The sequence below is a fragment of the Curtobacterium sp. MCBA15_009 genome (assembly GCF_001864895.1).
Lineage (GTDB): Bacteria > Actinomycetota > Actinomycetes > Actinomycetales > Microbacteriaceae > Curtobacterium.
In genome coordinates this window covers 542,395-564,627 of record NZ_MJGO01000037.1, presented here as the reverse complement: position 1 = coordinate 564,627, position 22,233 = coordinate 542,395, and the positions used below count along the sequence as shown (strand labels likewise).

The window sequence follows — 22,233 nt, the reverse complement described above, 5'->3', positions numbered from 1 at the left end:
AGCAGCACCGGCAGGCCCGATCCTCACCCCCGCTAGCAAAGGAACAGCCAAGAAAGCGGCGTTCTGGCTGCAAGGTCCTTTCTTGGTGAAGTCTTGCGGGCCGGTTTCTACCGTCGGTGCATCGCCGTTCCCGCGAACCCCGTGGCACGGCTCGTCACGACGAGGAGAACGCCATGTCCCACTCGCCCGCAGCACCGCTGCCGACCAGGGCACGCTTGAACAAGGTGCCTGACCCGACCGCGTCGTTCTGGATCATCAAGGTCCTCGCGACCACGGTTGGTGAGACGGCGGCGGATCTCCTCAGTGACACCGTCGGCCTCGGGCTGCCGTTGACGACGCTGATCATGACGGTCGCGCTGGCCGTGTTCCTGATCCTGCAGTTCCGGTCCCGCGCCTACCGGCCGCCGCTGTACTGGATCACCGTGGTCCTGATCAGCATCGTCGGGACCTGCGTCACCGACAACCTCACCGACGGGCTCGGCGTCCCACTCGCAGTCAGCACCACCGTGTTCGGTGTCGCGCTGATCGCCGTGTTCGCGATCTGGTTCCGCGTCGAGGGCACCCTTTCGATCCACAGCATCGACACGGTCCGCCGGGAAGCGTTCTACTGGCTCGCGATCCTGTTCACCTTCGCGCTCGGGACCGCCGCCGGTGACCTCATCGCCGAGCAGACCGGGCTCGGGTACTTCCCGTCGCTGCTGCTCTTCGCCGGCGCGATCGCCCTCACCGCGGCCGTCTGGTTCATTGGCCGGCGCGGCCCGGTGCTCTGCTTCTGGATCGCGTACATCCTCACCCGACCGCTCGGCGCATCCACCGGAGACCTGCTGTCCGCGTCGACGAAGGACGGCGGACTCGGGATCGGGACGATCACCACGAGCGTCGTGTTCCTCGTCATCATCGCCGCGATCATCACCTTCCTCGTGATCCGGCTCCGCCGCGACGAACCCGCCCAGCGCAGCCACCTGACCGTCTGACGTCCGACCTTCGTCGGCCGCCCCACTGGTTGGGCGGTCGCCGTGACTTGTCCTGGAAGGACCGCCATGCTCTCCACCGTTCCGCTCGCCGTGAGCCTGTTCGACGCTGCGTCCGTGCTGCATTCGTTCGGTCCGTACGTCCTCGCCGGTATCGCACTGCTGATCTTCATCGAGTCCGGGGTGCTGTTCCCCTTCCTGCCCGGTGACTCGCTCCTGGTCACCGCAGCGATCATCAGCAGCACCCTCGGGGTTACGCCGTGGCAGGTCGCGCTCGTGGCATCGATCGCCGCGATCGCCGGTGACCAGGTCGGGTACTGGATCGGGAAACGGTACGGCCGCCGCCTGTTCAAGGACGACGCCCGGATCCTCACTACCGCCCGCCTCAACGAAGCGGAAGCGTTCTTCACCAAGTGGGGCGGACTCAGCCTGGTCCTCGGCCGGTTCGTCCCGATCGTCCGCACCTACGTGCCGCTAGCTGCCGGCACCGCGCAGATGCACTACCGACGGTTCCTGCTGTTCAACCTCATCGGCGCGATCTCCTGGGCGTGCGGCCTCACCGCCGTCGGCGTGCTCCTCGGCGGCATCCCGCTGATCGCCCACAACATCGACGCGCTGATGATCGTCATCATCCTCGTCTCGATCCTGCCCATCGTCATCGGCGCGCTCCGCCGCCGCCACGTCGCCCGGAAGAACCGCGCAACCTCGTCGGCACCGTCGCACCCGATCGGAGGTGACAGGTGAGCCCCGAGGTGAGCTCGCGGAATCGTGTGCCGGAGCCGACGGCGTCGTTCTGGCTCATCAAGATCCTCACGACCGGGATGGGTGAAGCACTGTCGGACTTCCTGGTCACTCGATTCGACCCCGTCCCGACGGTACTCATCACCGCGGTCCTCTTCCTCGTGGTCCTCGTTGTGCAGCTCCGGGCAGACCGGTACCGGCCCTGGCTCTACTGGGGAACGGTGTCGATGGTGGGAGTGTTCGGCACGATGGTCGCCGACGTCACCCACGTTGCACTCGGTGTGCCGTACTTCGTCTCGACCCCGGTGTTCCTCACTGCGCTCGTCGCCGTGTTCGTGCTTTGGCACCGCACCGAAAGCACCGTCGACGTGCACACAATCACGACCACCCGTCGGCAACTGTTCTACTGGGCCGCCGTGATCACGACCTTCGCGATGGGGACCGCCGCCGGCGACCTCGCCGCCAGCACCCTGCACCTTGGCTACCTCAGCGGCGGCCTCGTGTTCGTGGCAGCGATGGTCATCGTCGTTCTCGCGCGCGTGACGTCGGTCGTCGGTCCGGTGACGGCGTTCTGGACCGCGTACGTCCTCACCCGGCCCATCGGAGCATCGTTTGCCGACTTCGTCGCCGTTCCCAACGCGCGCGGCGGTCTCGCCGTAGGAACCGGGCTGGTCAGCGCGATCCTACTCATCGTGATCGCTTTCGCGGTGGCGTGGACGAGGCGCCTTCGTCCCCTCAGCTCGTCTGCTGCCGGAGCAGCACGAGACGTCCGGTAAGCCATCGACTATCGAGACTCCTTGCCGCAGTATTCGAGCGGGGAATCGGACGCCCGCTGGGGTCCCAGTCGGCCAGCCCGTGCCGTAGCATCCATAAGATGCGAACAATGCGCAGCTTTCAGACCGCGGACGTGTCTGATCCAGTGATGGCGAAGTACTCGATGGTTGCCGCTGTGCTGGAGGCAACCTTGTACTCGCTCAAGATGGCACGCGTCGCGCGCCTAGGGGGGTACGACGAAATCACCCTGGAGGATCTTGCACGTGAGTTTCGAGAGGGCTCGGGCGACGCCGGGATCTGCTTCGAGTGGACCGTCCACGACGCGATCGCGCGTCGTGACCCGTTGATCCACCCGCTTGCGAGCCAAGTGTTGGAGGACTTCTGCGGAATCGGCGACGGAGCCGACTCCATCCTGTTCGGCCCAGAGAAGGATGGGCGCATCCCGATCCTTGAGTCGGTGAACGAGGCCCTCACCCCAGACTCGCGACTCTACGTAGGCAAGCGCGGGCATCCGCCCAAGCTCCAGCGCTACATTCCGGACATCATCGAAGCTTTCCATGCCAAGGGCGATGGGGAAAAGCTGCCGCGTTCGATATCCGGGATCTGGAAGGCCGATTTGTTCATCGGAAATCCGCAGTCCGACAAGTGGGTGGGCACAACGGTGAAGTCTCGAGCGGGTGGCCTTCAGGGCGCGTCCGGCCTGCGGATCGGCATCTACCCCTCAGAAAGTCCGCGCGACACGCCCCGGAGAGACGGAAGACTGGGTCTCATCCGCCTTCCCCTGCCGTACGACGGCGGTTTCAGTGAGCTTTACTACAAAAGCTTCTTTCTTGTTCGGGCGTTTCTTCGCGCTGATGCACTGCTGCCGAGCAGGGTAGATCTCCCAGATGCGGAAGATCGATACATCACGGACGAACTCCGCGCGCGGGCCGAGTTCCCAGCTCGAGAGGTGATCGGAGCGGTTCGAGCAATGTCGCAATCGGATCTTCTCAAAACGGAAGATGTGCAACTTGTGCAGTCTGACGTTTCCCTTAGCGTCGATGGGCTTGCAGAAACCGTAGATGATGACACCGAAGGTGCGGTCTCGTTGGCGCCGGCACCGCTCCTAGGAGGCTGAGTGCGTTCCCTGCGACCTCGGCTCGCATCTCGGCCGCAGGGAGTCGGTCTGCAGTCCGCGTCCTGAATGACGCGGACTGTAGGCCCGGCATTCGCCGCTTACCAGTCCCAACAGGGGATCGGCTAACGAGATGGTAGGGGGCGGGCGCCACAGGGTTCTGGCTCCGGAGCTTCCGATGGCGGCCCAGATGCGGTGTGATCCTCCGACGGTTCGATCCGGCCCACTAGTGTTTCGCCATGAGCAGCGCGACGGGCAAGGGCGGTGCCCCGGCGACAAGGAGCGCTCCGGGCACCTGGAGGCGCATCGTGATCGTGCTCCTCGTCCTCGTGACAGCGCTGGCGATCGCTCGCTACGCCTTACTGTTCCTCTCTGCGACTGAAGGCGACACTCCGCCGGCGTCCGTTGTCGCACTTCCCTCTGGTTCTGAGGTCGTGGGCGACGACGTTGAGTGCGGGTCCGGTGGTTGCTGGCGGCTCCTCACGGTGCGACCTCCAACCGAGATGACTGCGGAATTTCTGGCCAATGAGCTCGAGCACCGGATGAGTGGCACCGTGTGTGATCCCCGAACTGTCGATCTGTCTTCCGAGGTCGACGTGGGGTTCTTGGTCGTGCGTGCCGCCTACTGGTCCTGAGCCCGAAAGTCGATCGTCTACCGGACCGGTCGCTGTTCGGGAGTTGAATGTCACGGTGCGTAGAGGACGGGTACTGGCAGCTGCTGTACTGCCGCTGTTCTCCTTGATGCTGTCGAGTTGCACCGGACCGCTCGCCTGCTCGGGGGCTGCGTCCTACCCACCGAGTGTGTGGTTCGACGGCGCCAGTTGGGCGGCGGCGCATCCCGGGAGCCTCCTCATATGCACGGACAGTCTCTGCAAGACCTTCAGCACTGGGGACCTGACTGCTACACAGCAACTAGTCGTCTCGAACGACGACGAAGGGCACGGACGTGCGGCGGTCACGCTACGAATCTCCGGCAACGACGGCACGAAGGTCGACGTCTCGCAGCGCGTGACGCTGCACGATCTCGTGGAGCACAGCGCCTGCGGAGTTTAGAACCAATGGCAAGCCGACGTTTCGCTCGGCTCCAACGGCCACATCACCATGACCGACGCCGAAACCGGACCAGGCCCGTTCTCCCCAACGCACACGCCGTCTCACTGACCGATCCGTGACCGGGCACACCACCGGCATGGTCCGCGACAGGATCGGTGGTCCGGGGCGACGGTCCTGCTTGCGGCGCGTGTGCGGTGCTTGGCACAGTTGCCCGATGATGCTGCCTGCTGACGCGCACGTGCACAGTGAGTTCTCCTGGGACGCGGCGACGGATCCGGCTTCAGAAGACCTGATGCGCCGGATGTGTGCCCGTGCGGAGCGGATCGGCCTGCCGGCGCTCGTGTTCACGGAACATCTTGACTACGAGGACCAGTGGTTCGTAGACGAAGGCGACATGGGCGCATTCGCGGGCACCTTGGTCGAACCGAACGGTCGTGTGTCGCTGCCGCCCTTCGACCTTGACGGATACCTCGACGCCATCGACCGGTGCCGACGCGAGTTCCCCGGCGTCCGCATCCTGACTGGTGTCGAGTTCGGACAGCCACACCTCTGGGCAGACGCGGCTGCGAGCGTGTTGTCGAGGGGCGTCGTCGATCGGGTGAACGGTTCCCTGCACATGCTGCCGTTCGCCGACGCGCACCGCACCGAACCGGTCACGCTGTTCCGGCACCGGCCGGCTGCTGATGTCATGTGGGCGTACTTGGAGGAGATCCCACGAATGGTCGCCGGCTCGGACGCGTTCGAGGTCTTCACACACATCGACTACGCAGCACGAACGTGGCCCAGTGACGTTGCAGGACCGTTCGACCCACGTGTGTTCGAGGAGGGGTTCCGAGCTGCAATGCGGAGCATCGCGGATTCCGGGCGAGCGCTTGAGATGAACACGCGACGGTTGTGGTCCTGGGTACCGCAGTGGTGGGCGGAGGAAGGTGGCCGAGCTGTTTCGTTCGGAAGTGACGCCCACGCACCCGACGCGCTCGCTTCGGGCTTCCCGGAAGCAGTCGCGATGCTCGAGTACTTCGGATTCCGAGCAGGTCGGCGCGCTGAAGACCTCTGGATTCGATGACGCTCGCGCCTCACCAGCAACCGTGAATCTGCGCGACTCCACCACGTTCTAACCGTCCGATAGCCGATCGACTACCGGACACTCCTAGGCTCGGACGATGGGGATGAACAAGGATCGACGGCTGGCAGTGATCGTCGGGAGCACGGTAGGGATAGTCGTGGGTCTCGGGGTAGCCATCTCGGCAGGGTTCGGCCTCTTCGGTTCGTGATCTAACTACCTCACAGACCGATCCTCGATCGGGCGGGTGGGCGATAGCTTCGGAGTATGCCGGTTTCTGAGTACGTGCGATCGCTACGAGAGCAGGTCGGCAGCAGCTACCTTCTCCTTCCCGGGGTGACCGCGGTCGTCCAAGACGGCGATCGCTTCCTCATCGCCCGACAGCGCGACTCGAGACGGTGGGGCCTGATCGGCGGCGGAGTTGAACCCGGCGAAGAGCCACACGCCGCGCTGCAGCGCGAAGTGCGAGAAGAACTCGGCGTCGGCAGCGAAATCATCCGCATCATCGGCGCCTACGGCGGCTCCCTTCTCGAGAACGTCTACCCCAACGGTGACCATGTCGGGTACGTGACGGTGGCCTACCTCTGCTCGCTTGATGCTGCGGCGTTCGCCCTCGAAGAAGACGAAGTGCTCGAGATCCAGTGGGTCAATCTCTGCGAGCTCGGTGAGCTGGATCATCACGAGTGGATCGACCAAGTGCTGCACGACGCCGTCCGATGACCGATGGGAAACCGGATGGGGCGATAGACTGCCTAGCAACGAAACCTCTGCCGACCACGGCGGAGGTTTTCTTGTATGAGCACCCTCACGCCCCTGACCATCCACGCCGCTGACGAACGACACCGCCCACAGCTCGAACAGCTCTGGACCATGTTCCGGCACGAGATGTCCGCGTACACCGGCACACTCCCCGACGAGCACGGCCGCTTCCGACAAGAACGACTCGATGCCGGAATCTCCGAACCGGGCTGGTCCGCACACGTGTTCCAGCTCGGGCCGCACCCGGTCGGGTTCGCGGTCCTCCGCGGACTCGACACCGAGGAGCACGTAATCAGTAGCTTCTTCATCGTGCACGGAGCGCGACGCTCTCGCGTCGGACGATCAGCCGTGACAGAGCTGACCGCCGCGCACCCCGGTCGGTGGGCTGTTGCCTTCCAGGACCGCAACGAAGTCGCAGCGAAGTTCTGGCACACGGTCGCTGCTGAGCTCGACCGGTCGTGCACGTTCGAGCAACGCGACGTCCCCGGCCGACCCGAACTGCCCTCCGACTCCTGGGCACGATTCAGTGTCCGATAGCCGATCGGCTACCGAGACCGACGGCTATCGGGATGGTGGTCGGCCGTTGGTTCAATCGGCATGGTGAAGCGTTCTTTGCTCGCGCTCTGCGCTCCGGTGCGGCAGTAGAACAGGATCGCGCCCGCGTTCCACGCTGGTGTCTGCCATTGAAGTTCGGTGTCGCCGACTGAGCGCGCGTGCGCGCAGGCGGCGTTGAACAGCAGTCGCCCGACGCCATGTCCACGGTACCTTCCGTCGACGAATAGGCAGTCGAGGTGTGCGAAGGTCTGACCGGTCCAGGTGGAGACCTCGCGCGTCATGCTCGCGTACCCGAGCACCGTGTCGTCGATGCTCGCGATAAAAACAGTGACCCGGCCGATGGCTGTGAGGTCGGCCATGCGCCCTTCCCAGTCCTCGGGTACGACGGCGGCGCTCTGCTCGTACCGGGCGTAGGCCTCGACAAGCGTCCGGACCGGGGCAAGCTCTGCCCGAGCCCGAGCCCGAGCCCGAGCCCGAGCCCGAGCCCGAGCCCGAACCTGCCGTACCGTTACGCTCACGTGTCCGCCAGAGTGGGCGTGGGTGCCGGAGCGGTCAGCGGGTCCGGGGCCTGCCGCGACCGGCCGCTGTCGGAGACGACGGCGAGGCCCTCTCGTGCCCAATATTCGAACCCGCCGATGAGTTCCCGCACGTTGGTGTAGCCCATCCGGGAGAGCGCGAGCGCCGCCCGCGTGCTGCCGTTGCAGCCCGGTCCCCAGCAGTACACCACCACGGCAGTGTCCTGGTCGGGCACAACCGCCGCAGCACGGGCGGCGAGGTCGACGGTGGGGACGTGCACGGCACCCGGGATTCGTCCCTGACTCCAGGCTGCGTCGTTTCGGACGTCAAGCACGATCGGGGCTGTACCCGCAGCACGCTCCGCGGCGAGGTCGGACGGGTCGGTCTCGTAAGTCAACTTCGCGGCGAAGAAGTCGGCCGCGGTCAGTGTCGTTTGCACCCCTTCATCGAAGCGTGCAAAACGGTCTCCGCGGAACCCGAATCGAACGGCACTCGACCGCCTCGACCGCGGAACCGACGGTAGATTCCAACCCATGCCGTCGAATCCGCAGCAGCCTCTCGATACGACCGATCACGCGATCATCGCGGAGCTTCAGCGCGATGGCCGGACGAGTGTCGCGCAGCTCGCCCGAGCAGTGAACCTCTCCGCGAGCGCGACCGCTGAGCGGGTCCGCCGCCTGACCGACGCCGGCGTAATCACCGGCTACTCGGGCACCGTCGACCCGGAAGCGCTCGGGTACACCGTCACGGCGTTCGTGCGGCTCGCGTACCCGTCCGGGAACTACAAGCCCTTCCACGACCTCGTTGCCGACATGCCCGAAGTCATCGAGGCGCACCACGTCACAGGCGCAGACTGCTTCATCATCAAGGTGCTCGCCCGATCGATGCGGGACCTGGAGCGGATCACCGGACGGCTCGCGACGCTCGGGGGGATCACCACGAACGTCGTGTACTCGAGCCCCGTCCCTGCGCGACACGTGCAACCTGCATGAGCAGCAGCCGATTGCGCAGAGCGGAGCGCGCCGGAACCCTCCCGTGATTCTCACCCCCCGTCACTGCACGCCGCTGTGTCCGATAGCCGCTGGCCCCACGGACGTCGACAGCAGCTAGGTTGGCGCGATGGACGTCTTGAGCGCGAAGGTTCTGGGCTCGATCGCGCTTGCCTTCGGCCTGGTATTCGTCGCGACGTCGATCGTTCGCCTCACGCGGCCAGACCTCGACGTGATCCTGGTGATCTTGAACACCGCGCTCGGACTCTTTCGGCTCGGCGCTGGCATCTGGTTATGGCGCTTCGCACTCCGGAAGGCGAAGCACGGCCGGTAGAGGATCGGTCAACGGACGTGGCTCTGGCCGTTGTGACCAATCGCGCGGATGATGTGCGGCGTGCTCTCGATTCGACCGCGATCCAGTGATGACTGCCATCTGATCGTGTCGTGGGTGCCGGACGCCGAGGCGCTGTACCTCTTCGCCGGCCCCCGCCTGCGATGGCCTCTGACTTTCAACCAGCTCACAATCGGCGAACAGAGCCCTGAACGAACGGCATGGGTGGCCGTTGACGCTGGTCCCGAACCGATCGGCCAGTTCGAACTCACGATGCACGACAGCCATGCTCACCTCGGACGGGTTCTGCTCGATCCCACCGTGCGAGGCCGCGGCTTGGCCCACGACTTAGTGCGGCTTGCCGTCGCACAAGCACGTGCACTCGGTGCGACCTCGATCGGCCTCAACGTCGTGACGGGCAACCGTCCGGCGCTACGGACGTACGAACGCGCGGGCTTCGTCGAGACCAGTCGACAGGATGCCGTCGGGTCTCTCGCGATGACATTGAACCTGGCGACCCATGTCCGATAGCCGGTCGTTTACCGAGACGGAGCGTCGAGTGTCTCCGTCCACGTACTTCCAAGGCCTCGACTGTGGGCAGCTTCGCTCCGTGTCGTCGGAATCGCTTCCTTCGGTGTCGGGACGTCGAGGGTGCGCGAGACGGCCCGCGTGACTTGGGATTCGGGTGCATACTGGTGATGTCTTCGGACCCGGTAGTGGGGCTTGCCGGACCCAACCTCGACAGTTGTCGACAACAGTCCCTATCTCAGCTGGTCGCGTTTCTGCGCGCCTGAGGTAGGGAGTGTCATGACAGCACCAATCGGTACCGGACCGGTCGTCGTCGGCGTCCTGCCCGGCCTCGCGCCGGGGGTCATCGAGGTTGCGTCGTCCATCGCGCGCCGCATCGGTACGACGCTGGTGTGCGTCAGCGTGGATGCATCGCTGATCGATGCCGGTACGCGCTCGGACGGGTCGGTGATGGTGGAACCGATCGACCCTGACACTGCTGACACGACACCGCGGGGCTTGTCGGACAGTGACGAGGCGGCAGTACGTGCTGCCGCAACGACCTACGGCGTCGACGTCACGTTCGTTGCCGGTGTCGGGGATCCGAGCCGGGCACTGTCGCAGGTGGCTGAGGACCGCGATGCGGCGATGCTGGTTGTCGGGGCCAGGACGGGAGCGGGTCGAATCGCGGAGTTCTTCACGGGGTCGGTCGCGGCGCGGCTGACCCATCAGCAGCACCGTTCAGTGCTCGTGGTGCCCGTTGATCCGGTCGGGTTCGATGCCCCACTGCCGTGGGACACCCCGTGACCGGTCAGCTTGTTCTGCTCCGCCACGGGCGAAGCACGGCGAACGCTGCCGGCACCTTCACCGGCTTGCGAGACGTCGCGCTGACCGAACAGGGCAGCGCCGAAGCGAATCGGGCTGGGTTGCTACTTCTGCATGCCGGCATCCGACCTGACCTCGTGCTCACGTCGACGCTCGAGCGGGCGCTTCACACGGCGGAGCTCGTCACCGACGTCCTCGGACGTGATGCGCCGATCGAGTCGACGTGGCGGTTGAACGAGCGGAACTACGGCGCCCTCACCGGCATGTCCAAGCAGAATGCGCGAGCGGCGTTGGGGGCGGAGCAGTTCTTCGCTGTTCGCCGGACCCGCACGGGTCGGCCACCACGAATGTCGATCCGCGCGTGGTTGGCGCTCCGGCGGACGCCGGCGCTTCGTGGACTGCCGTGGGCGGCAGTTCGTCGAACCGAAACACTCTCCGACGTCATCCGCCGGGTCCAACCCGTCCTGTTGGACCGCATCAACCCGGCACTCCGCGACGGACGGACGGTGCTCGTCGTCGCGCACGGCAACTCACTGCGGGCACTGTGTGCCTGCATGGACGGCCTGAGTGACGGTGAGCTCGCGGACCTGAACCTCCCCACGGGCGAACCCCTGATCTACCGGTTCGACGGCGACGGTGGGTTCTGTCCGCGGGGTGGGGAGTACCTGCATCCGGCCGCACGAGCAGCAGCGGCAGTGGTCGCTGCGGAAGGTGGAACATGACCTCCCGAACGGACACGGACCTGCCCGATGGGCAGCTCCCGCCCGACCCTGACATCGACGCCAACGACCCGGAACGTGTCGCCCGGCCAGTGCATCTGTGGTGGCGGTACCTCGGTGTCGTCGCACTCGGCGGCGCCATCGGTACCGCCGCACGCGACGGACTCAGCACCGCGTTCCCCGCTCAGCAGGAGGTGTCCTGGGCGATCTTCTGGATCAACGTCGCCGGCGCGCTCCTGCTCGGTGTGCTGCTGGAACACCTCGCGCATCGCGGACCTGACGAGGGTCGCCGCCGGACACTGCGCCTGCTTCTGGGAACCGGTGTCCTCGGCGGGTTCACCACCTACAGCACCCTCGCGACCAGCACCGCGGTGTTGTTCCTCGCTGGCCGCGGGTTGGCCGGTACCGGGTACGCGCTCCTGACGGTCCTCGCCGGCGCGATCGCCACCGGTATCGGCCTCGCGATCGCGGGTTTGGTCCGACCGATCGGGGCCACATCATGAGCGCCCTGGCCTTCCTCAGCGTCGCGGTCGCTGGCGGTGTCGGCGCGGCCGCACGGTTCTTCGTGGATGGTGCGATCAACCGGGGTCGGCAGTTCCGGCTCCCGGTCGGGACGCTGACGATCAACATCACCGGCTCGTTCCTGCTGGGCTTGATCACCGGCGCCGCCGGTCACCTCGGCGCCACCCCCGTCGCGGTGCTCGGGACAGGGCTGATGGGTGGCTACACCACGTTCAGCACCGCCAGCTTCGAGACCGTCCGCCTCGCCCGCACCGGCCGCGCCACCGCGGCTGCCGTGAACGGGCTCGGGATGCTCGTCGTCTCCGTCGCCGCAGCCGCCGGGGGCGTCACCCTCGGCACCCTCACTTGACCATCCGACTGGGAGACGAACAGCTCATGCACTTCGACATCACGATCGAGATCCCCCGCGGCAGCGGCAACAAGTACGAGGTCGACCACGCCACCGGACGGATCCGCCTGGACCGGGCGGTGTTCACCAGCATGGTGTTCCCGCAGGACTACGGCTCGATCGACGACACTCTCGGCGATGACGGCGACCCCCTCGACGCGCTCGTGCTGCTGCCCCGGCCCACGTTCCCCGGCGTCGTCATCGACGTCCGCCCGGTCGGGATGCTCCGCATGGTCGACGAGAACGGCGGCGATGACAAGATCCTCGCCGTCCCCGCCGGAGACGTCCGCTTCGACCACGTCCAGGACATCTCCGACGTCGCCGAGCCGGTCCTGGCGGAGATCGAGCACTTCTTCGCCCACTACAAGGAGATCGAGCACGGCAAGCACGTCACCACCAACGGGTGGGCGAACCGTGTCGACGCCGAAGCCGTCATCCGCGCCGCACAGGAACGGTTCACCCCGCACCCCTGACCGGCACCCGCGCACCCGACACCATCCAGTGCGCGCCCTGAACCGCCGTGGGGAGGCAACTGGCGCCCAGTGATCGCCAGGAGGTCGTCCCTCCGCCTCCCCGCGGCCCACACCCGCACGACCAACCCGAAAGGCGACAACCGCCGTGAACGACTACATCAGCAACGTCCACCACACCACCCACCATCAGGGCGAGTACGTGACCCACACCAGCCGCCCCGTCACCATCAGCAGCCTGCAGGGATCCCGGATCCTCGACTCCCGCGGCTACCCGACGATCCAGGTGCGTCTCGAGCTCGAGGACGGCACCGTCGTCACCGGTGACGCCCCCGCAGGCGCATCCACTGGCGCGCATGAGGCTGTCGAGCTTCGCGACGGCGGCAGCAGCTACGGCGGCCGCGACGTGAGCCAGGCACTGCACCTCATCACGACGGACGTCGCACCGATGATCACCGGCCAGTCGTGGACCTCGATCGGGGAGGCCGACGCTGCCCTCGCTGCCCTCGACGGCACCCCGAACTACCGCCGGCTCGGCGCGAACAGTGTCGTCGCGACCTCGATCGCGATGGCACGCGCTCTCGCCGCCGCAGCGGAGCTGCCGCTCTGGCGTTGGATCGCAGACGTCACCGGCAGCACGCCCCGCCTGCCCGTCCCGCACTTCAACGTGCTCAACGGCGGAGCGCACGCAGCGAACGCGCTCGACTTCCAGGAGTTCATGATCGCCCCGGTGAACGCCGAGACCATGACCGACGCGGTTCGGATCGGGTCGGACGTCTACCACGCGCTGGCGGCACTGGTCCGGGAACGGTTCGGCAGTCTCGGTCTCGGGGACGAAGGCGGCTTCGCCCCGTCGATCGCCGCGCCCGAGGAGGCCCTCGACCTCCTCGTCGCCGCGATCAGTGCCGCCGGTTACGAGCCCGGCGTGGACACCGTCGCGATCGCACTCGACCCGGCGGCGAACGAGTTCGCGCTCGGTGACGGTAGCTACCGGGTCGTGGACCGCCGGCTCGACCGCGCAGGCATGGTCGACTACTACCGCGACCTCATCAGCCGGTATCCGATCCGGAGCATCGAAGACGGCTTCTCCGAAGATGACCACGGCGGCTGGAAGGCGATGTCGTTCGCGCTCGGCGACATGCTCCAGATCGTCGGCGATGATCTCTACGTCACCGATCCGCAGCGCATCCGCGATGGCGGGAAGGACGGGCTCTCGAACGCGGCGCTCATCAAGCCGAACCAGATCGGCACCGTCTCCCAGACCCTGGACGCGATCGGCGTCGCACGCTCGCTCGGGATGCGGAGCATGGTGTCGCACCGGTCCGGCGAGACCACCGACACGTTCATCGCGGACCTCGTCGTCGGCACCGGAACCGGACAGATCAAGTCCGGCGCACCCGCCCGCGGAGAACGCGTCGCCAAGTACAACCGGCTCACCGAGATCGCGGAGAACAATCCGGAGCTGCCCTACGGGCTGCGCTGACCCCGACCGGTCACCTCGTGGGCGACGCGCAGGAAAGCAGAACCAGCTGGCTGGGGCTCTCCCGACCAGATCGCCCGCAACGGCCGGGCAAGTGGCGGCCCAGCGAGCGGGACCCGCACCAGCGACCCGTCGTTGATGTCGGCGGCGACCGTGCGAAGGCTCATCACCGCCGGTGCAATTCCAGCCTGCGCGTTCGCCCGGATGATGCTCGTGGTCTCCAGCACCGCGGCCGGAACCGACATGCTCAAACCGGCCTCCCTGAGCCATGCGGCGAGGGTCGCGCGAGTTCCGGAACCTTCTTCCCGCAGGAGCAGAGCCGTCGCCGCCAGGACCTCCGCAGTGATCCCGGTCGACCGAGCCCAGGGATGTTCCGGCGCAACGACGACCGCGAGCTCATCGTCCGCGATCACCTGCGCGGACACACCTGCCGCCGTCACCGGGGTCTCCGTGAACCCGAGGTTCGCGCCACCCGACTGCACGAGGTCCGTCACCGCGGCGGAGTTGCCCGCGATCAGACGCACCCGCACGTCGGGTTCGCGGCGGCGAAATTCGAGCAGCCAGCCCGGCAGCAGCAGCTCCGCGATCGTCTGTGACGCTGCGACGACGAGCGAACCCGTGGGAGCCCGCAGCGCAGCCACTCCTGCCTCGAGGTGGCGAGACGCGTCGAGGACCGGTCCGGCCAGCCCGACGACGAGCCGGCCGGTCTCGGTCAGCACCGACCCCGTGGTCGAGCGGTGCACCAACAAGTGACCGACCATGCGCTCGGCGACCCGGATCCGAGCAGACACTGCCTGTTGCGTGACGCCGAGCGCTCCAGCGGCAGCGGAGAGGGAGCCGGTCTCGGCGACGCGTGCGAGCACGTCGAGTGTGTCGAGGTCGAGGGTTCGGTCCGTGAGTCGCCGTAGTGCCACAATCATTGATTGTGCCCTGCCAAGAGGTTCCGGGTACCGCCAGAGGCAGGATTCGCGCAGGCTTGGCCCATGACAACGCTCCGCACGGACCCTGCACCCGCGAACGGTAGCCAGCTGCCCCAACGGCCGCAGACGGCGTTGTTCCGTGACCTGGAGCGGCCAGGCCTGATCGTGTCGAATCTCACACCGAACTGGTTCGCGTCGATCATGGGCACGGGGATCGTCGCTGTCGCAGCTGCGTCACTGCCGCTGCAGTTCCCCGGGCTGCGCCTCGCGGCGACGGTCGTGTGGGCGATCGCCGCGGTGCTCCTCGTCGCCCTCACGACCGCGACGGTGCTGCACTGGATCCGCTACCGGAGCACTGCAGCCGGGCACCAGCTCAACCCGGTGATCTCGCACTTCTACGGCGCACCACCGATGGCGTTCCTCACCGTCGGCGCCGGGACACTCCTGCTCGGCAAGGACTGGGTCGGCCTGCCCGCCGCCGTCACCATCGACTGGGTCCTGTGGACCATCGGCACCATCGGAGGACTGCTCACGGCAGTGCTCGTGCCGTACCTGGCGTTCACCCGCCACGAGAACAAGCCCGACTCCGCGTTCGGCGGCTGGCTGATGCCGATCGTCCCGCCGATGGTGTCCGCCTCCACCGGTGCGCTCCTGCTGCCGTACGCCCCCGCCGGGCAGGCGCGGGAGACGCTGCTGTGGTCCTGCTACGGCTTCTTCGGCCTCAGCCTCATCACGTCGCTGGTCGTGATCACGCTGATCTGGAACCGTCTCGCGCAGCACAAGGTCGGGGCCGCCGGCATGGTCCCGACTCTGTGGATCGTCCTCGGGCCGGTCGGACAGTCGATCACCGCGGTGAACCTCCTCGCATCGAACGCCCCCACCGTTGTCGATGCGAGTACCGCGCATGCCCTGCTGGTCGTGGCGCTGGTGTACGGGTTCGCGATGCTCGGCTTCGCGCTGCTGTGGACCGTCATCGCCCTCGCGATCACCATCCGCACTGCCCGCGAACACTTGCCGTTCAGCCTGACTTGGTGGTCCTTCACGTTCCCCGTCGGGACCTGCGTCACCGGCCTGAACGGGCTCGCCCTGCACTCAGGCCTGACCGTCGTTGCCGTCCTCGCCGTCATCTACTACGCCGGCCTCGTCGCCGCATGGATCACCGTTGCCCTTCGCACCTTTCACGGATCCGTCATCCGTGGCACCCTGCTGGCACCGCCACAGCCGGCATGAGTACCCCCGAGGAACTCGCTGACGTTCGATCGCTGAACGGTCTCGCGGAGACGTGGCGGACCGCGCCCGACGGCAGCCGACGGTTCGTCCCGAGCTTCGACCCACGATCCGGCGGCAGATTCAGCCGTGTCCTGGTCCTGATGCAGTCGCCTGGCCCCCAGACCATCGCCGCAGCGCACGCAGCGATCTGCAGCGAGGACAACCCGGGCCCGACCGCGGTCGCGTTCCGAGCAGCCCGTATCGAGTCCGGACTCGCACGCGGCGAGTACGTCCGCTGGAACCTTGTCCCATGGGAACTGCCCGACCGCGTGCGACTCGAGGACATCGACGAGGGGCGGCATGCCCTCGCCACACTGCTCGCGGCCCTCCCCGCTCTCACTGCGATCGTCACGTACGGGGCCGTTGCCCTCGACGGCGTCATGCGACACTTCACCCTGGACGAGCACCCCCGACTCCTTCCGGTCATCGCAGCACCACATCCGTCTCCCGCCAACGGCCGCCACCGATCGGAACAACACCTCCGTTCCGTGCAAGCACTCCGGCTCGCCGCGCGAGCGCGGCAGACGTAACAAATACGAACGATTCCGCTACAACTGTCCGTACCGGCGCTCCGCCAGGTTGCGAGCCGGCGTGTCTAGTACCGGAACCCAGTCCCGGAATCTACGTGCCGCCACTACCCCTCTTGGTCGAGTTTCGCTACGTTCTCTTCATGGGTCACCTCCTCGGGTACGCGCGCGTGTCCACCACAGACCAGGACGCGTCGCTGCAGATCGACGCGCTCAACGCCGCTGGCTGCTACCGCGTGTTCATCGACACCATGTCCGGGTCGCTCCAACACCGGCCCGAGCTCGACAAGCTCCTCGATCAGCTCCGGCCCGGCGACACTCTCGTCGTCTGGCGACTCGATCGGCTCGGCCGGTCCATCCGGCACCTCATCGATCAGCTGCACGCTCTCGCCGAGCGCGGCATCGGGTTCCGGTCCCTGCAGGAGACCATCGACACCACCTCGCCCGGCGGTCGGCTCGTGTTCCACGTCTTCGCCGCGTTGGCGGAGTTCGAACGTGACCTCATCAAGGAACGCACCAACGCCGGCCTCGCCGCCGCCCGAGCCCGCGGCCGCACCGGCGGCCGACCATCTCGCCTCTCCGCGGACCAGGTGCGCACCGCACGCCGGCTCTACGAACAGCAGGACATGACCGTCGCGCAGATCGGCGACGTGCTCGGCGTCAGCCGCACCACCATCTACCGTGCACTCGCGAAGCACGCCGAGCCCGTCGCGGCGCGACGAACCAAGCCTTCCCCAACGATGTAGCTGGCCATGGACGCGAGCGAGCGGTGGGGCATCCTTCGACTGCACGTCGAGGACGCCATCCCGCTCACCACCCTGGCCCGCACCACGGGCGTCGCCGAGCGCACCCTGCAACGCTGGCTGGCCCGCTACCGAACCGGCGGATACCCGGCTCTCGCCGACGGCACCCGCACCGATCACGGCGCTCGACGGACGGCACCGGAACTGGTGCGCCTGATTGAGGGGCTCGCACTCACCAAGCCACGACCCTCGATCGCCACGATTCACCGCCAGGTCGACAATTACTGCACCAAACGAGGTCTCTCAGCGCCGTCGTACTCCGTTGTGCGGTCGATCGTGAACGGGCTTGATCCCGGGATGGTGACGCTTGCACTCGAGGGGCCCGCGTCATATCGGGACAAGCACGAACTGCTGCTCCGACGTCGCGCGGATCACCCCAACGCGATCTGGCAGGCGGACCACACAATGCTCGACCTGCTCATCGTCGGACCCGACGGCAAGCCGGAACGGCCGTGGTTGACGGTGATCCTCGACGACTACTCCCGCGCGGTCTGCGGGTACATGGTGTTCCTCGGCGCCCCATCCGCCGCGAACACCGCGCTCGCGCTCCGGCAAGCGATCTGGCACAAGCCGGAACCGGACTGGCCTGTCTGCGGGATCCCAGACGTGCTCTACACAGACCACGGGTCCGACTTCACCAGCCACCGAATCGGCGACACCGCCGCCGTGCTGCACCTCCGCATCATCCACTCGCAGGTCGCTCGCCCCCAGGGCCGCGGGAAGATCGAGCGGTTCTTCGGCACCATCAACACCGAGCTGCTCCAAACGCTCCCCGGCCACCTCGCACCCGGAGCCTCGGCGCCGACGCCGGCGCTGGATCTCGCCGGCGTCGACAGCGCCATCAACACGTTCATCCGCCGCTACAACGCCCGCATCCACCGTGAGCTCCGGAAGAGCCCACTGGAAGCGTGGATCGCAGACGGGTGGCTGCCACGAATGCCGGACTCCCTCGAGCATCTCGACGGGTTCCTGCTCACCGTCCCGACCACGCGCGTCGTGCAACGAGACGGCATCCACTTCGAAGGGCTCCGCTACACCGCCACCACCCTCGCACCCTTCGTGGGCAGCACCGTCAGCGTCCGGTACGACCCCCGCGACGTCACCGAGATCCGTGTCTTTCACCGCGACGCGTTCCTGTGCACCGCGATCAGTACCGCGCATCAGACCGAGACCATCAGTCTCAAGCAGATCCAGGCCGCCCGCAACGCGCAACGAAGAGCCCTGCGCGGGCAGATCCGCGAACGCATCGCGATCGTCCGCCCCACACCCGATGACCACAATCCACCAGCACCCGCGCCGGATCAACCGCGACTGAAGACCTACGAGGAGGACCGGTCATGACGAGCCAGTTCATCATCACGAAGGAACACCGTCGGTTCGCGGAGTTCGCCGACGCCGTCCGGAAGCAGAACACCATCGGCGTCTGCTTCGGCCCCGCTGGCGTCGGCAAAACCCTCTCCGCACGCCGCTACGCCCACTGGGACAGCATCGGCCCGTTCATCGCCAGATGGGCCGCACGCAGCGAAGACGACACGAAGATCTACGCCGCCGCCCACCGAGCCCGCACCGTCTTCTACACGCCCGAGGTCTCCGCCACGATGCGCGCCCTGCAGGACGACCTCCGGCACGACATGCTCCGCACCGAACGCTGCATCGAGGAACACCTCCTGCTCCAGGGTCGCCACTTCGACCACGCACACGGCCCCAACCCGTCCCTCCTCGAGCTGATCATCATCGACGAGTCCGAACGCCTCACCGGCAACGCCATTGAGTGGCTCCGCGACCAGTACGACCGCACCGGCATCGCGATGATTCTCATCGGCATGCCCGGCATCGAGAAACAGTTCAGCCACTACCCGCAGCTCTACAGCCGCCTCGGTTTCGCCCACCAGTACCGTCCGCTCGGGCACGACGAGCTGCTCTTCGTCCTCGAACGTCAATGGCGCAAGCTCGGCAAGACGCTAAACCCCGACGACTTCACCGACGCGCAAGCCATCGCCGCCGTCGAACGCATCACCCGCGGCAACTTCCGGCTCCTTGAGCGCCTCCTCCCTCAGATCCAACGCGTCCTGAAGATCAACGAGCTCGACGTCATCACCAACGACGTCGTAGAAGCCGCCCGCAGCACTCTCGTCATCGGCACCACCTGACCCGACACTGACCGCAGCGAAAACGACGACACCGAGCGAGGCTGCTCACATTCTCGGGCATCGTTCTCGAGCTCCCGTCGTCTCGGTAAACGATCGTCTATCGAGACGGGGAAGAGAACACCGGGCGGCGCCTGTGATCTGGGCGGCCCATTGGTCGAGCCCGCACCGGTCGCTCGGTTGAACGACGCGGGCGAGGGGCCTGTTCTCGATTCCCCTAGTGCCGATCGGCCGATGGGCGGACGGCGAGGTTGGAGGTGGTGTGCCCGCCGTCGACAGCCAGCGTCTGCCCGGTGATGAACGCGGCGGCCGAGCTCAGCAGGAACACCACCGCGTCGCCGACCTCGGCGCCGGTCCCAGTGCGGCCCAGGGGAACCGTTGCTCGGTACGTCTCGAACAAGACGCCGTCGCTGTGGGCGAGTTCGGTCGCCTCGGTGCGGGTCAGACCGGGCCGGACACCGTTCACACGGATGTTGCGGGGGCCGAGCTCCGCTGCCAAGGCGCGAGTGGCCGCATCGAGTGCTCCCTTCGCCGCCGCGTAGAGCGCCGTTGCCGGGCTACCGACAGCAGACAACGTGGACGAGACGTTGACGATGCTCCCGCCTTCACGCATCACCAGCGCGGCCGCGCCGGACAGCAGCCGCGGTGCTCGGACGTCGAGTGACATCGTCAGGTCGATGTCACTCGCGCTGATCCGCTCGATCGGTGCAAAGTGCGCGGTGCCCGCGTTGTTGACCAACCCGTCGACCCGTCCATGGCGTTCCAGGGTCTGTGCGAGGACCTCGGTCGGCGCCGCCGGGTCGTTCAGGTCCGCCTGGATCCAGCTGGCAGCCTGCCCCAGCGTCGCGGCGTGCTCACGCAGTGCCTGACCGTCGCGGCCGACGAGGACGACTCGGGCTCCTGCTGCCGCGCAGCGGGCGCTGATCGCCGCGCCGAGGCCCTTCGACCCTCCTGTGATGATGACGACCCGGTCGTTCAGTGGAGCGGCGGGAGACGAGGTGTGGTTGTGCAAGCGCATGGCTGCTTCCTGTGCTCGGAACGCACGCCAGCCACCACTCGCGACGTCGGTCGACGCGGGGTCAACGGGGCTGGATGCGAGGGTTTCCAGCCCCGGACCGCCCGAGCAGGGCGACCGCTTCACGAAGGTGAACGAGTCGATCGTAGCGCTGCCGAGGCGGTCCGCAGGTCGGGCGACCGGCCCGGGGTTGGGGTACCCTGATGGTCTGACCGATTCCGATCGGTGTGGTCGACCTGCTGGTCCAGCGCAGTCGATCCGAGGCTGAAAACCTCCGGCATTCCCAATCGAAGCCCGGAGGTTTTCCATGGCCATGTCGTCGCGGACCGCGCCCAGCACATCCGCATCTCCCAAGCGTTGGTGGGCGCTCGTCGTCCTCGCGCTCACCCAACTCGTCGTGGTGCTCGACGGCACCATCGTCACCATCGCGCTGCCGCAGGCGCAGCAGGAACTCGGCCTCAGCGACCTGGAACGCCAGTGGGTCGTGACTGCCTACGCCCTGGCGTTCGGTGCCCTCCTGCTCCTGGGCGGTCGGGTCGCGGACTACTGGGGCCGCAAGCGCACCTTCTTGGTCGGGATGCTCGGTTTCGGTGCGGCTTCCGCGTTCGGCGGCCTCGCCCAGAACGGCACCGAACTGATCGTCGCTCGCGGTCTCCAGGGCGTCTTCGCAGCCCTGCTCGCCCCGGCTGCTCTGGCTCTGCTGACCGTGACCTTCCCGAGCGGGCGGGAGCGGAACACCGCCTTCGCGGTCTTCGGAGCGGTCGCGGGCGCTGGTGCGGCCGTGGGACTCGTGCTCGGCGGTGTGCTCACCGAGTTCGCCGACTGGCGTTGGTGCCTGCTCGTGAACGTGTTCTTCGTGGTCGTGGGACTCATCGGCGGGATGCTGCTGGTGACGGAGTCCCAGACCGCGGGCAACAACCGTTACGACCTCATCGGGGCCGTCACGGTCACGCTCGGGCTGGGTTCGCTGGTGTACGGGTTCAGCCTCGCCGAGCAGGGCTGGGGCCAGATCCAGACGGTCGGGTTCCTCGCCCTGGGTGCCGGTCTGCTGGTGCTCTTCGTGGTCATCGAGAGCCGTGTGGCGCAGCCGTTGCTGCCGCTCCGGGTCGTCGCCGACTCGGTTCGCGGTGGCGCGTTCCTGGTCCAGATGATCGTCGGCAGCGTGATGATCGGGGCCATGCTCTACGTCTCGTTCCACCTGCAGATCGTGCTCGGGATGGACCCGCTGCTCGCCGGCCTGGCGACGCTGCCGATCACGCTCAGCATCATGGTCATGGTGCCGATCGCGACGAAGCTGCTGTCCACCATCGGCCCGCGCCCCATGATGATCGGCGGACCCCTGGTCTCCGCCATCGGCCTCGCCTACCTCAGCCGTGTCACGGCCGACGGCTCGTACCTGGTGCAGGTGCTGCCGGCGTTGATCGTGCTCGGCCTCGGCATGGCGTTCGTCTTCGTCCCACTGCAGAACCTCGCGCTGACGGGTGTCGAGCCGCACGACGCCGGGGCAGCCTCGGCCACGCTGAACTCGGCGTTGCAGATCGGTGGGTCGATCGGTCTGTCGGTGTTCACCGCCCTCTACGCCGCACGCGTGGCCGACTTCGGCACCGGCGGGTCACAACTTGACGCGTTCACCAGCGGGTACTCCGTCGCGTTCCTCGCTGCGGCGATCGGACTGGTGCTCGCATCGATCATCGCGGCCGTGTTCATCCGTGGTTCGAAGTCCGAGCTGCTGCCCCAGGTGTCCGACACCGAGGCAGCGGTGTACGTGCACTGAG

At 67.0% G+C, this 22,233-nt stretch carries 26 protein-coding genes; 22 read left to right on the top strand and 4 right to left on the bottom strand.

Going from position 1 to position 22,233, the window contains the following annotated elements; translation table 11 throughout:
* Positions 1-173 precede the first annotated feature (173 nt).
* From BIU97_RS11140 to BIU97_RS11100, 8 genes are all read left to right on the top strand, one after another.
* Entirely contained in the window at positions 174-974 is an 801-nt protein-coding gene (locus BIU97_RS11140) for a COG4705 family protein (protein WP_071297660.1), read from the top strand.
* 66 nt (positions 975-1,040) lie between these two features.
* Positions 1,041-1,715, top strand: a complete 675-nt coding sequence (locus BIU97_RS11135) for a DedA family protein (protein WP_071297659.1) — start codon at positions 1,041-1,043, stop codon at positions 1,713-1,715.
* Positions 1,712-2,488 (top strand): COG4705 family protein, encoded by a 777-nt coding sequence (locus BIU97_RS11130; RefSeq protein WP_217640106.1) that lies wholly within the window; start codon positions 1,712-1,714, stop codon positions 2,486-2,488. Before BIU97_RS11135 ends, BIU97_RS11130 begins: the two co-directional genes overlap by 4 nt.
* A gap of 98 nt (positions 2,489-2,586) precedes the next feature.
* The gene (locus BIU97_RS11125) at positions 2,587-3,603 is read left to right on the top strand and encodes a hypothetical protein (protein WP_139195350.1); all 1,017 of its coding nucleotides are present in this window, start codon (positions 2,587-2,589) and stop codon (positions 3,601-3,603) included.
* A gap of 236 nt (positions 3,604-3,839) precedes the next feature.
* On the top strand, positions 3,840-4,235 hold the full coding sequence (locus tag BIU97_RS11120; RefSeq protein ID WP_071297657.1) for a hypothetical protein: 396 nt from the start codon (positions 3,840-3,842) through the stop codon (positions 4,233-4,235).
* Positions 4,236-4,867: 632 nt separating this feature from the next.
* Complete coding sequence (locus BIU97_RS11110; protein WP_071297655.1) at positions 4,868-5,719, top strand: PHP domain-containing protein; 852 nt, start codon at positions 4,868-4,870, stop codon at positions 5,717-5,719.
* A gap of 264 nt (positions 5,720-5,983) precedes the next feature.
* Positions 5,984-6,436: an NUDIX domain-containing protein gene (locus tag BIU97_RS17325; RefSeq protein ID WP_083420890.1), complete on the top strand. Its 453-nt coding sequence runs from the start codon at positions 5,984-5,986 to the stop codon at positions 6,434-6,436.
* A gap of 75 nt (positions 6,437-6,511) precedes the next feature.
* Positions 6,512-7,012 (top strand): GNAT family N-acetyltransferase, encoded by a 501-nt coding sequence (locus BIU97_RS11100; RefSeq protein WP_071297653.1) that lies wholly within the window; start codon positions 6,512-6,514, stop codon positions 7,010-7,012.
* A gap of 8 nt (positions 7,013-7,020) precedes the next feature.
* Here the strand turns inward: BIU97_RS11100 and BIU97_RS11095 are convergent, their stop codons facing one another.
* Both BIU97_RS11095 and BIU97_RS11090 read right to left on the bottom strand, forming a co-directional pair.
* On the bottom strand, positions 7,021-7,548 hold the full coding sequence (locus BIU97_RS11095) for a GNAT family N-acetyltransferase (RefSeq protein WP_071297652.1): 528 nt from the start codon (positions 7,546-7,548) through the stop codon (positions 7,021-7,023).
* Positions 7,545-8,081 carry a rhodanese-like domain-containing protein gene (locus BIU97_RS11090; protein ID WP_083420889.1) on the bottom strand — a complete coding sequence of 179 codons (537 nt, stop codon included), beginning with the start codon at positions 8,079-8,081 and terminating at the stop codon, positions 7,545-7,547. Before BIU97_RS11090 ends, BIU97_RS11095 begins: the two co-directional genes overlap by 4 nt.
* Here BIU97_RS11090 and BIU97_RS11085 point away from each other — a divergent pair.
* The 9 genes from BIU97_RS11085 (at position 8,080) to eno (ending at position 13,780) form a co-directional block, all read left to right on the top strand.
* Complete coding sequence (locus BIU97_RS11085) at positions 8,080-8,538, top strand: Lrp/AsnC family transcriptional regulator (RefSeq protein WP_071297651.1); 459 nt, start codon at positions 8,080-8,082, stop codon at positions 8,536-8,538. The two genes, BIU97_RS11090 and BIU97_RS11085, sit on opposite strands and share 2 nt — an antisense overlap.
* 127 nt (positions 8,539-8,665) lie before the next feature.
* A complete protein-coding gene (locus BIU97_RS11080; protein ID WP_071297650.1) occupies positions 8,666-8,869 on the top strand; it encodes a hypothetical protein in 204 nt (67 codons plus the stop codon).
* 60 nt (positions 8,870-8,929) lie between these two features.
* A complete protein-coding gene (locus BIU97_RS11075) occupies positions 8,930-9,397 on the top strand; it encodes a GNAT family N-acetyltransferase (protein ID WP_175470247.1) in 468 nt (155 codons plus the stop codon).
* Positions 9,398-9,673: 276 nt separating this feature from the next.
* Positions 9,674-10,180, top strand: coding sequence for a universal stress protein (locus BIU97_RS11070; RefSeq protein WP_071297648.1), 507 nt, complete (start codon positions 9,674-9,676; stop codon positions 10,178-10,180).
* Complete coding sequence (locus BIU97_RS11065) at positions 10,177-10,920, top strand: 2,3-bisphosphoglycerate-dependent phosphoglycerate mutase (protein WP_071297647.1); 744 nt, start codon at positions 10,177-10,179, stop codon at positions 10,918-10,920. Before BIU97_RS11070 ends, BIU97_RS11065 begins: the two co-directional genes overlap by 4 nt.
* A complete protein-coding gene (locus BIU97_RS11060; protein WP_368073090.1) occupies positions 10,917-11,420 on the top strand; it encodes a CrcB family protein in 504 nt (167 codons plus the stop codon). The genes BIU97_RS11065 and BIU97_RS11060 overlap by 4 nt, the downstream gene beginning before the upstream one ends.
* A complete protein-coding gene (locus tag BIU97_RS11055) occupies positions 11,417-11,788 on the top strand; it encodes a fluoride efflux transporter FluC (protein ID WP_071297646.1) in 372 nt (123 codons plus the stop codon). Before BIU97_RS11060 ends, BIU97_RS11055 begins: the two co-directional genes overlap by 4 nt.
* A 26-nt stretch (positions 11,789-11,814) precedes the next feature.
* Positions 11,815-12,300: an inorganic diphosphatase gene (locus BIU97_RS11050; protein WP_071297645.1), complete on the top strand. Its 486-nt coding sequence runs from the start codon at positions 11,815-11,817 to the stop codon at positions 12,298-12,300.
* Between the two features lie 145 nt (positions 12,301-12,445).
* Entirely contained in the window at positions 12,446-13,780 is a 1,335-nt protein-coding gene (eno, locus tag BIU97_RS11045) for a phosphopyruvate hydratase (RefSeq protein ID WP_083420888.1), read from the top strand.
* On the opposite strand, the gene BIU97_RS11040 is transcribed toward eno, so the two are convergent.
* Positions 13,765-14,697: a LysR family transcriptional regulator gene (locus BIU97_RS11040; RefSeq protein WP_261646014.1), complete on the bottom strand. Its 933-nt coding sequence runs from the start codon at positions 14,695-14,697 to the stop codon at positions 13,765-13,767. The genes eno and BIU97_RS11040 overlap by 16 nt on opposite strands.
* A 165-nt stretch (positions 14,698-14,862) precedes the next feature.
* Between BIU97_RS11040 and BIU97_RS11035 the strand changes: the two genes are divergently transcribed.
* From BIU97_RS11035 to BIU97_RS11015, 4 genes are all read left to right on the top strand, one after another.
* Positions 14,863-15,927: a TDT family transporter gene (locus BIU97_RS11035; protein WP_240614499.1), complete on the top strand. Its 1,065-nt coding sequence runs from the start codon at positions 14,863-14,865 to the stop codon at positions 15,925-15,927.
* Positions 15,928-16,636: 709 nt separating this feature from the next.
* Positions 16,637-17,239 (top strand): recombinase family protein, encoded by a 603-nt coding sequence (locus tag BIU97_RS11025; protein ID WP_071297643.1) that lies wholly within the window; start codon positions 16,637-16,639, stop codon positions 17,237-17,239.
* A gap of 6 nt (positions 17,240-17,245) precedes the next feature.
* Entirely contained in the window at positions 17,246-18,637 is a 1,392-nt protein-coding gene (locus BIU97_RS11020; RefSeq protein ID WP_083420887.1) for a Mu transposase C-terminal domain-containing protein, read from the top strand.
* Complete coding sequence (locus BIU97_RS11015; protein ID WP_071297642.1) at positions 18,634-19,446, top strand: AAA family ATPase; 813 nt, start codon at positions 18,634-18,636, stop codon at positions 19,444-19,446. Before BIU97_RS11020 ends, BIU97_RS11015 begins: the two co-directional genes overlap by 4 nt.
* 214 nt (positions 19,447-19,660) lie before the next feature.
* Here the strand turns inward: BIU97_RS11015 and BIU97_RS11010 are convergent, their stop codons facing one another.
* Positions 19,661-20,584: an SDR family NAD(P)-dependent oxidoreductase gene (locus BIU97_RS11010; RefSeq protein ID WP_175472434.1), complete on the bottom strand. Its 924-nt coding sequence runs from the start codon at positions 20,582-20,584 to the stop codon at positions 19,661-19,663.
* Positions 20,585-20,765: 181 nt separating this feature from the next.
* Here BIU97_RS11010 and BIU97_RS11005 point away from each other — a divergent pair, with 181 nt between their 5' ends.
* Positions 20,766-22,232 carry an MFS transporter gene (locus BIU97_RS11005; protein WP_082046946.1) on the top strand — a complete coding sequence of 489 codons (1,467 nt, stop codon included), beginning with the start codon at positions 20,766-20,768 and terminating at the stop codon, positions 22,230-22,232.
* Position 22,233 lies beyond the last annotated feature (1 nt).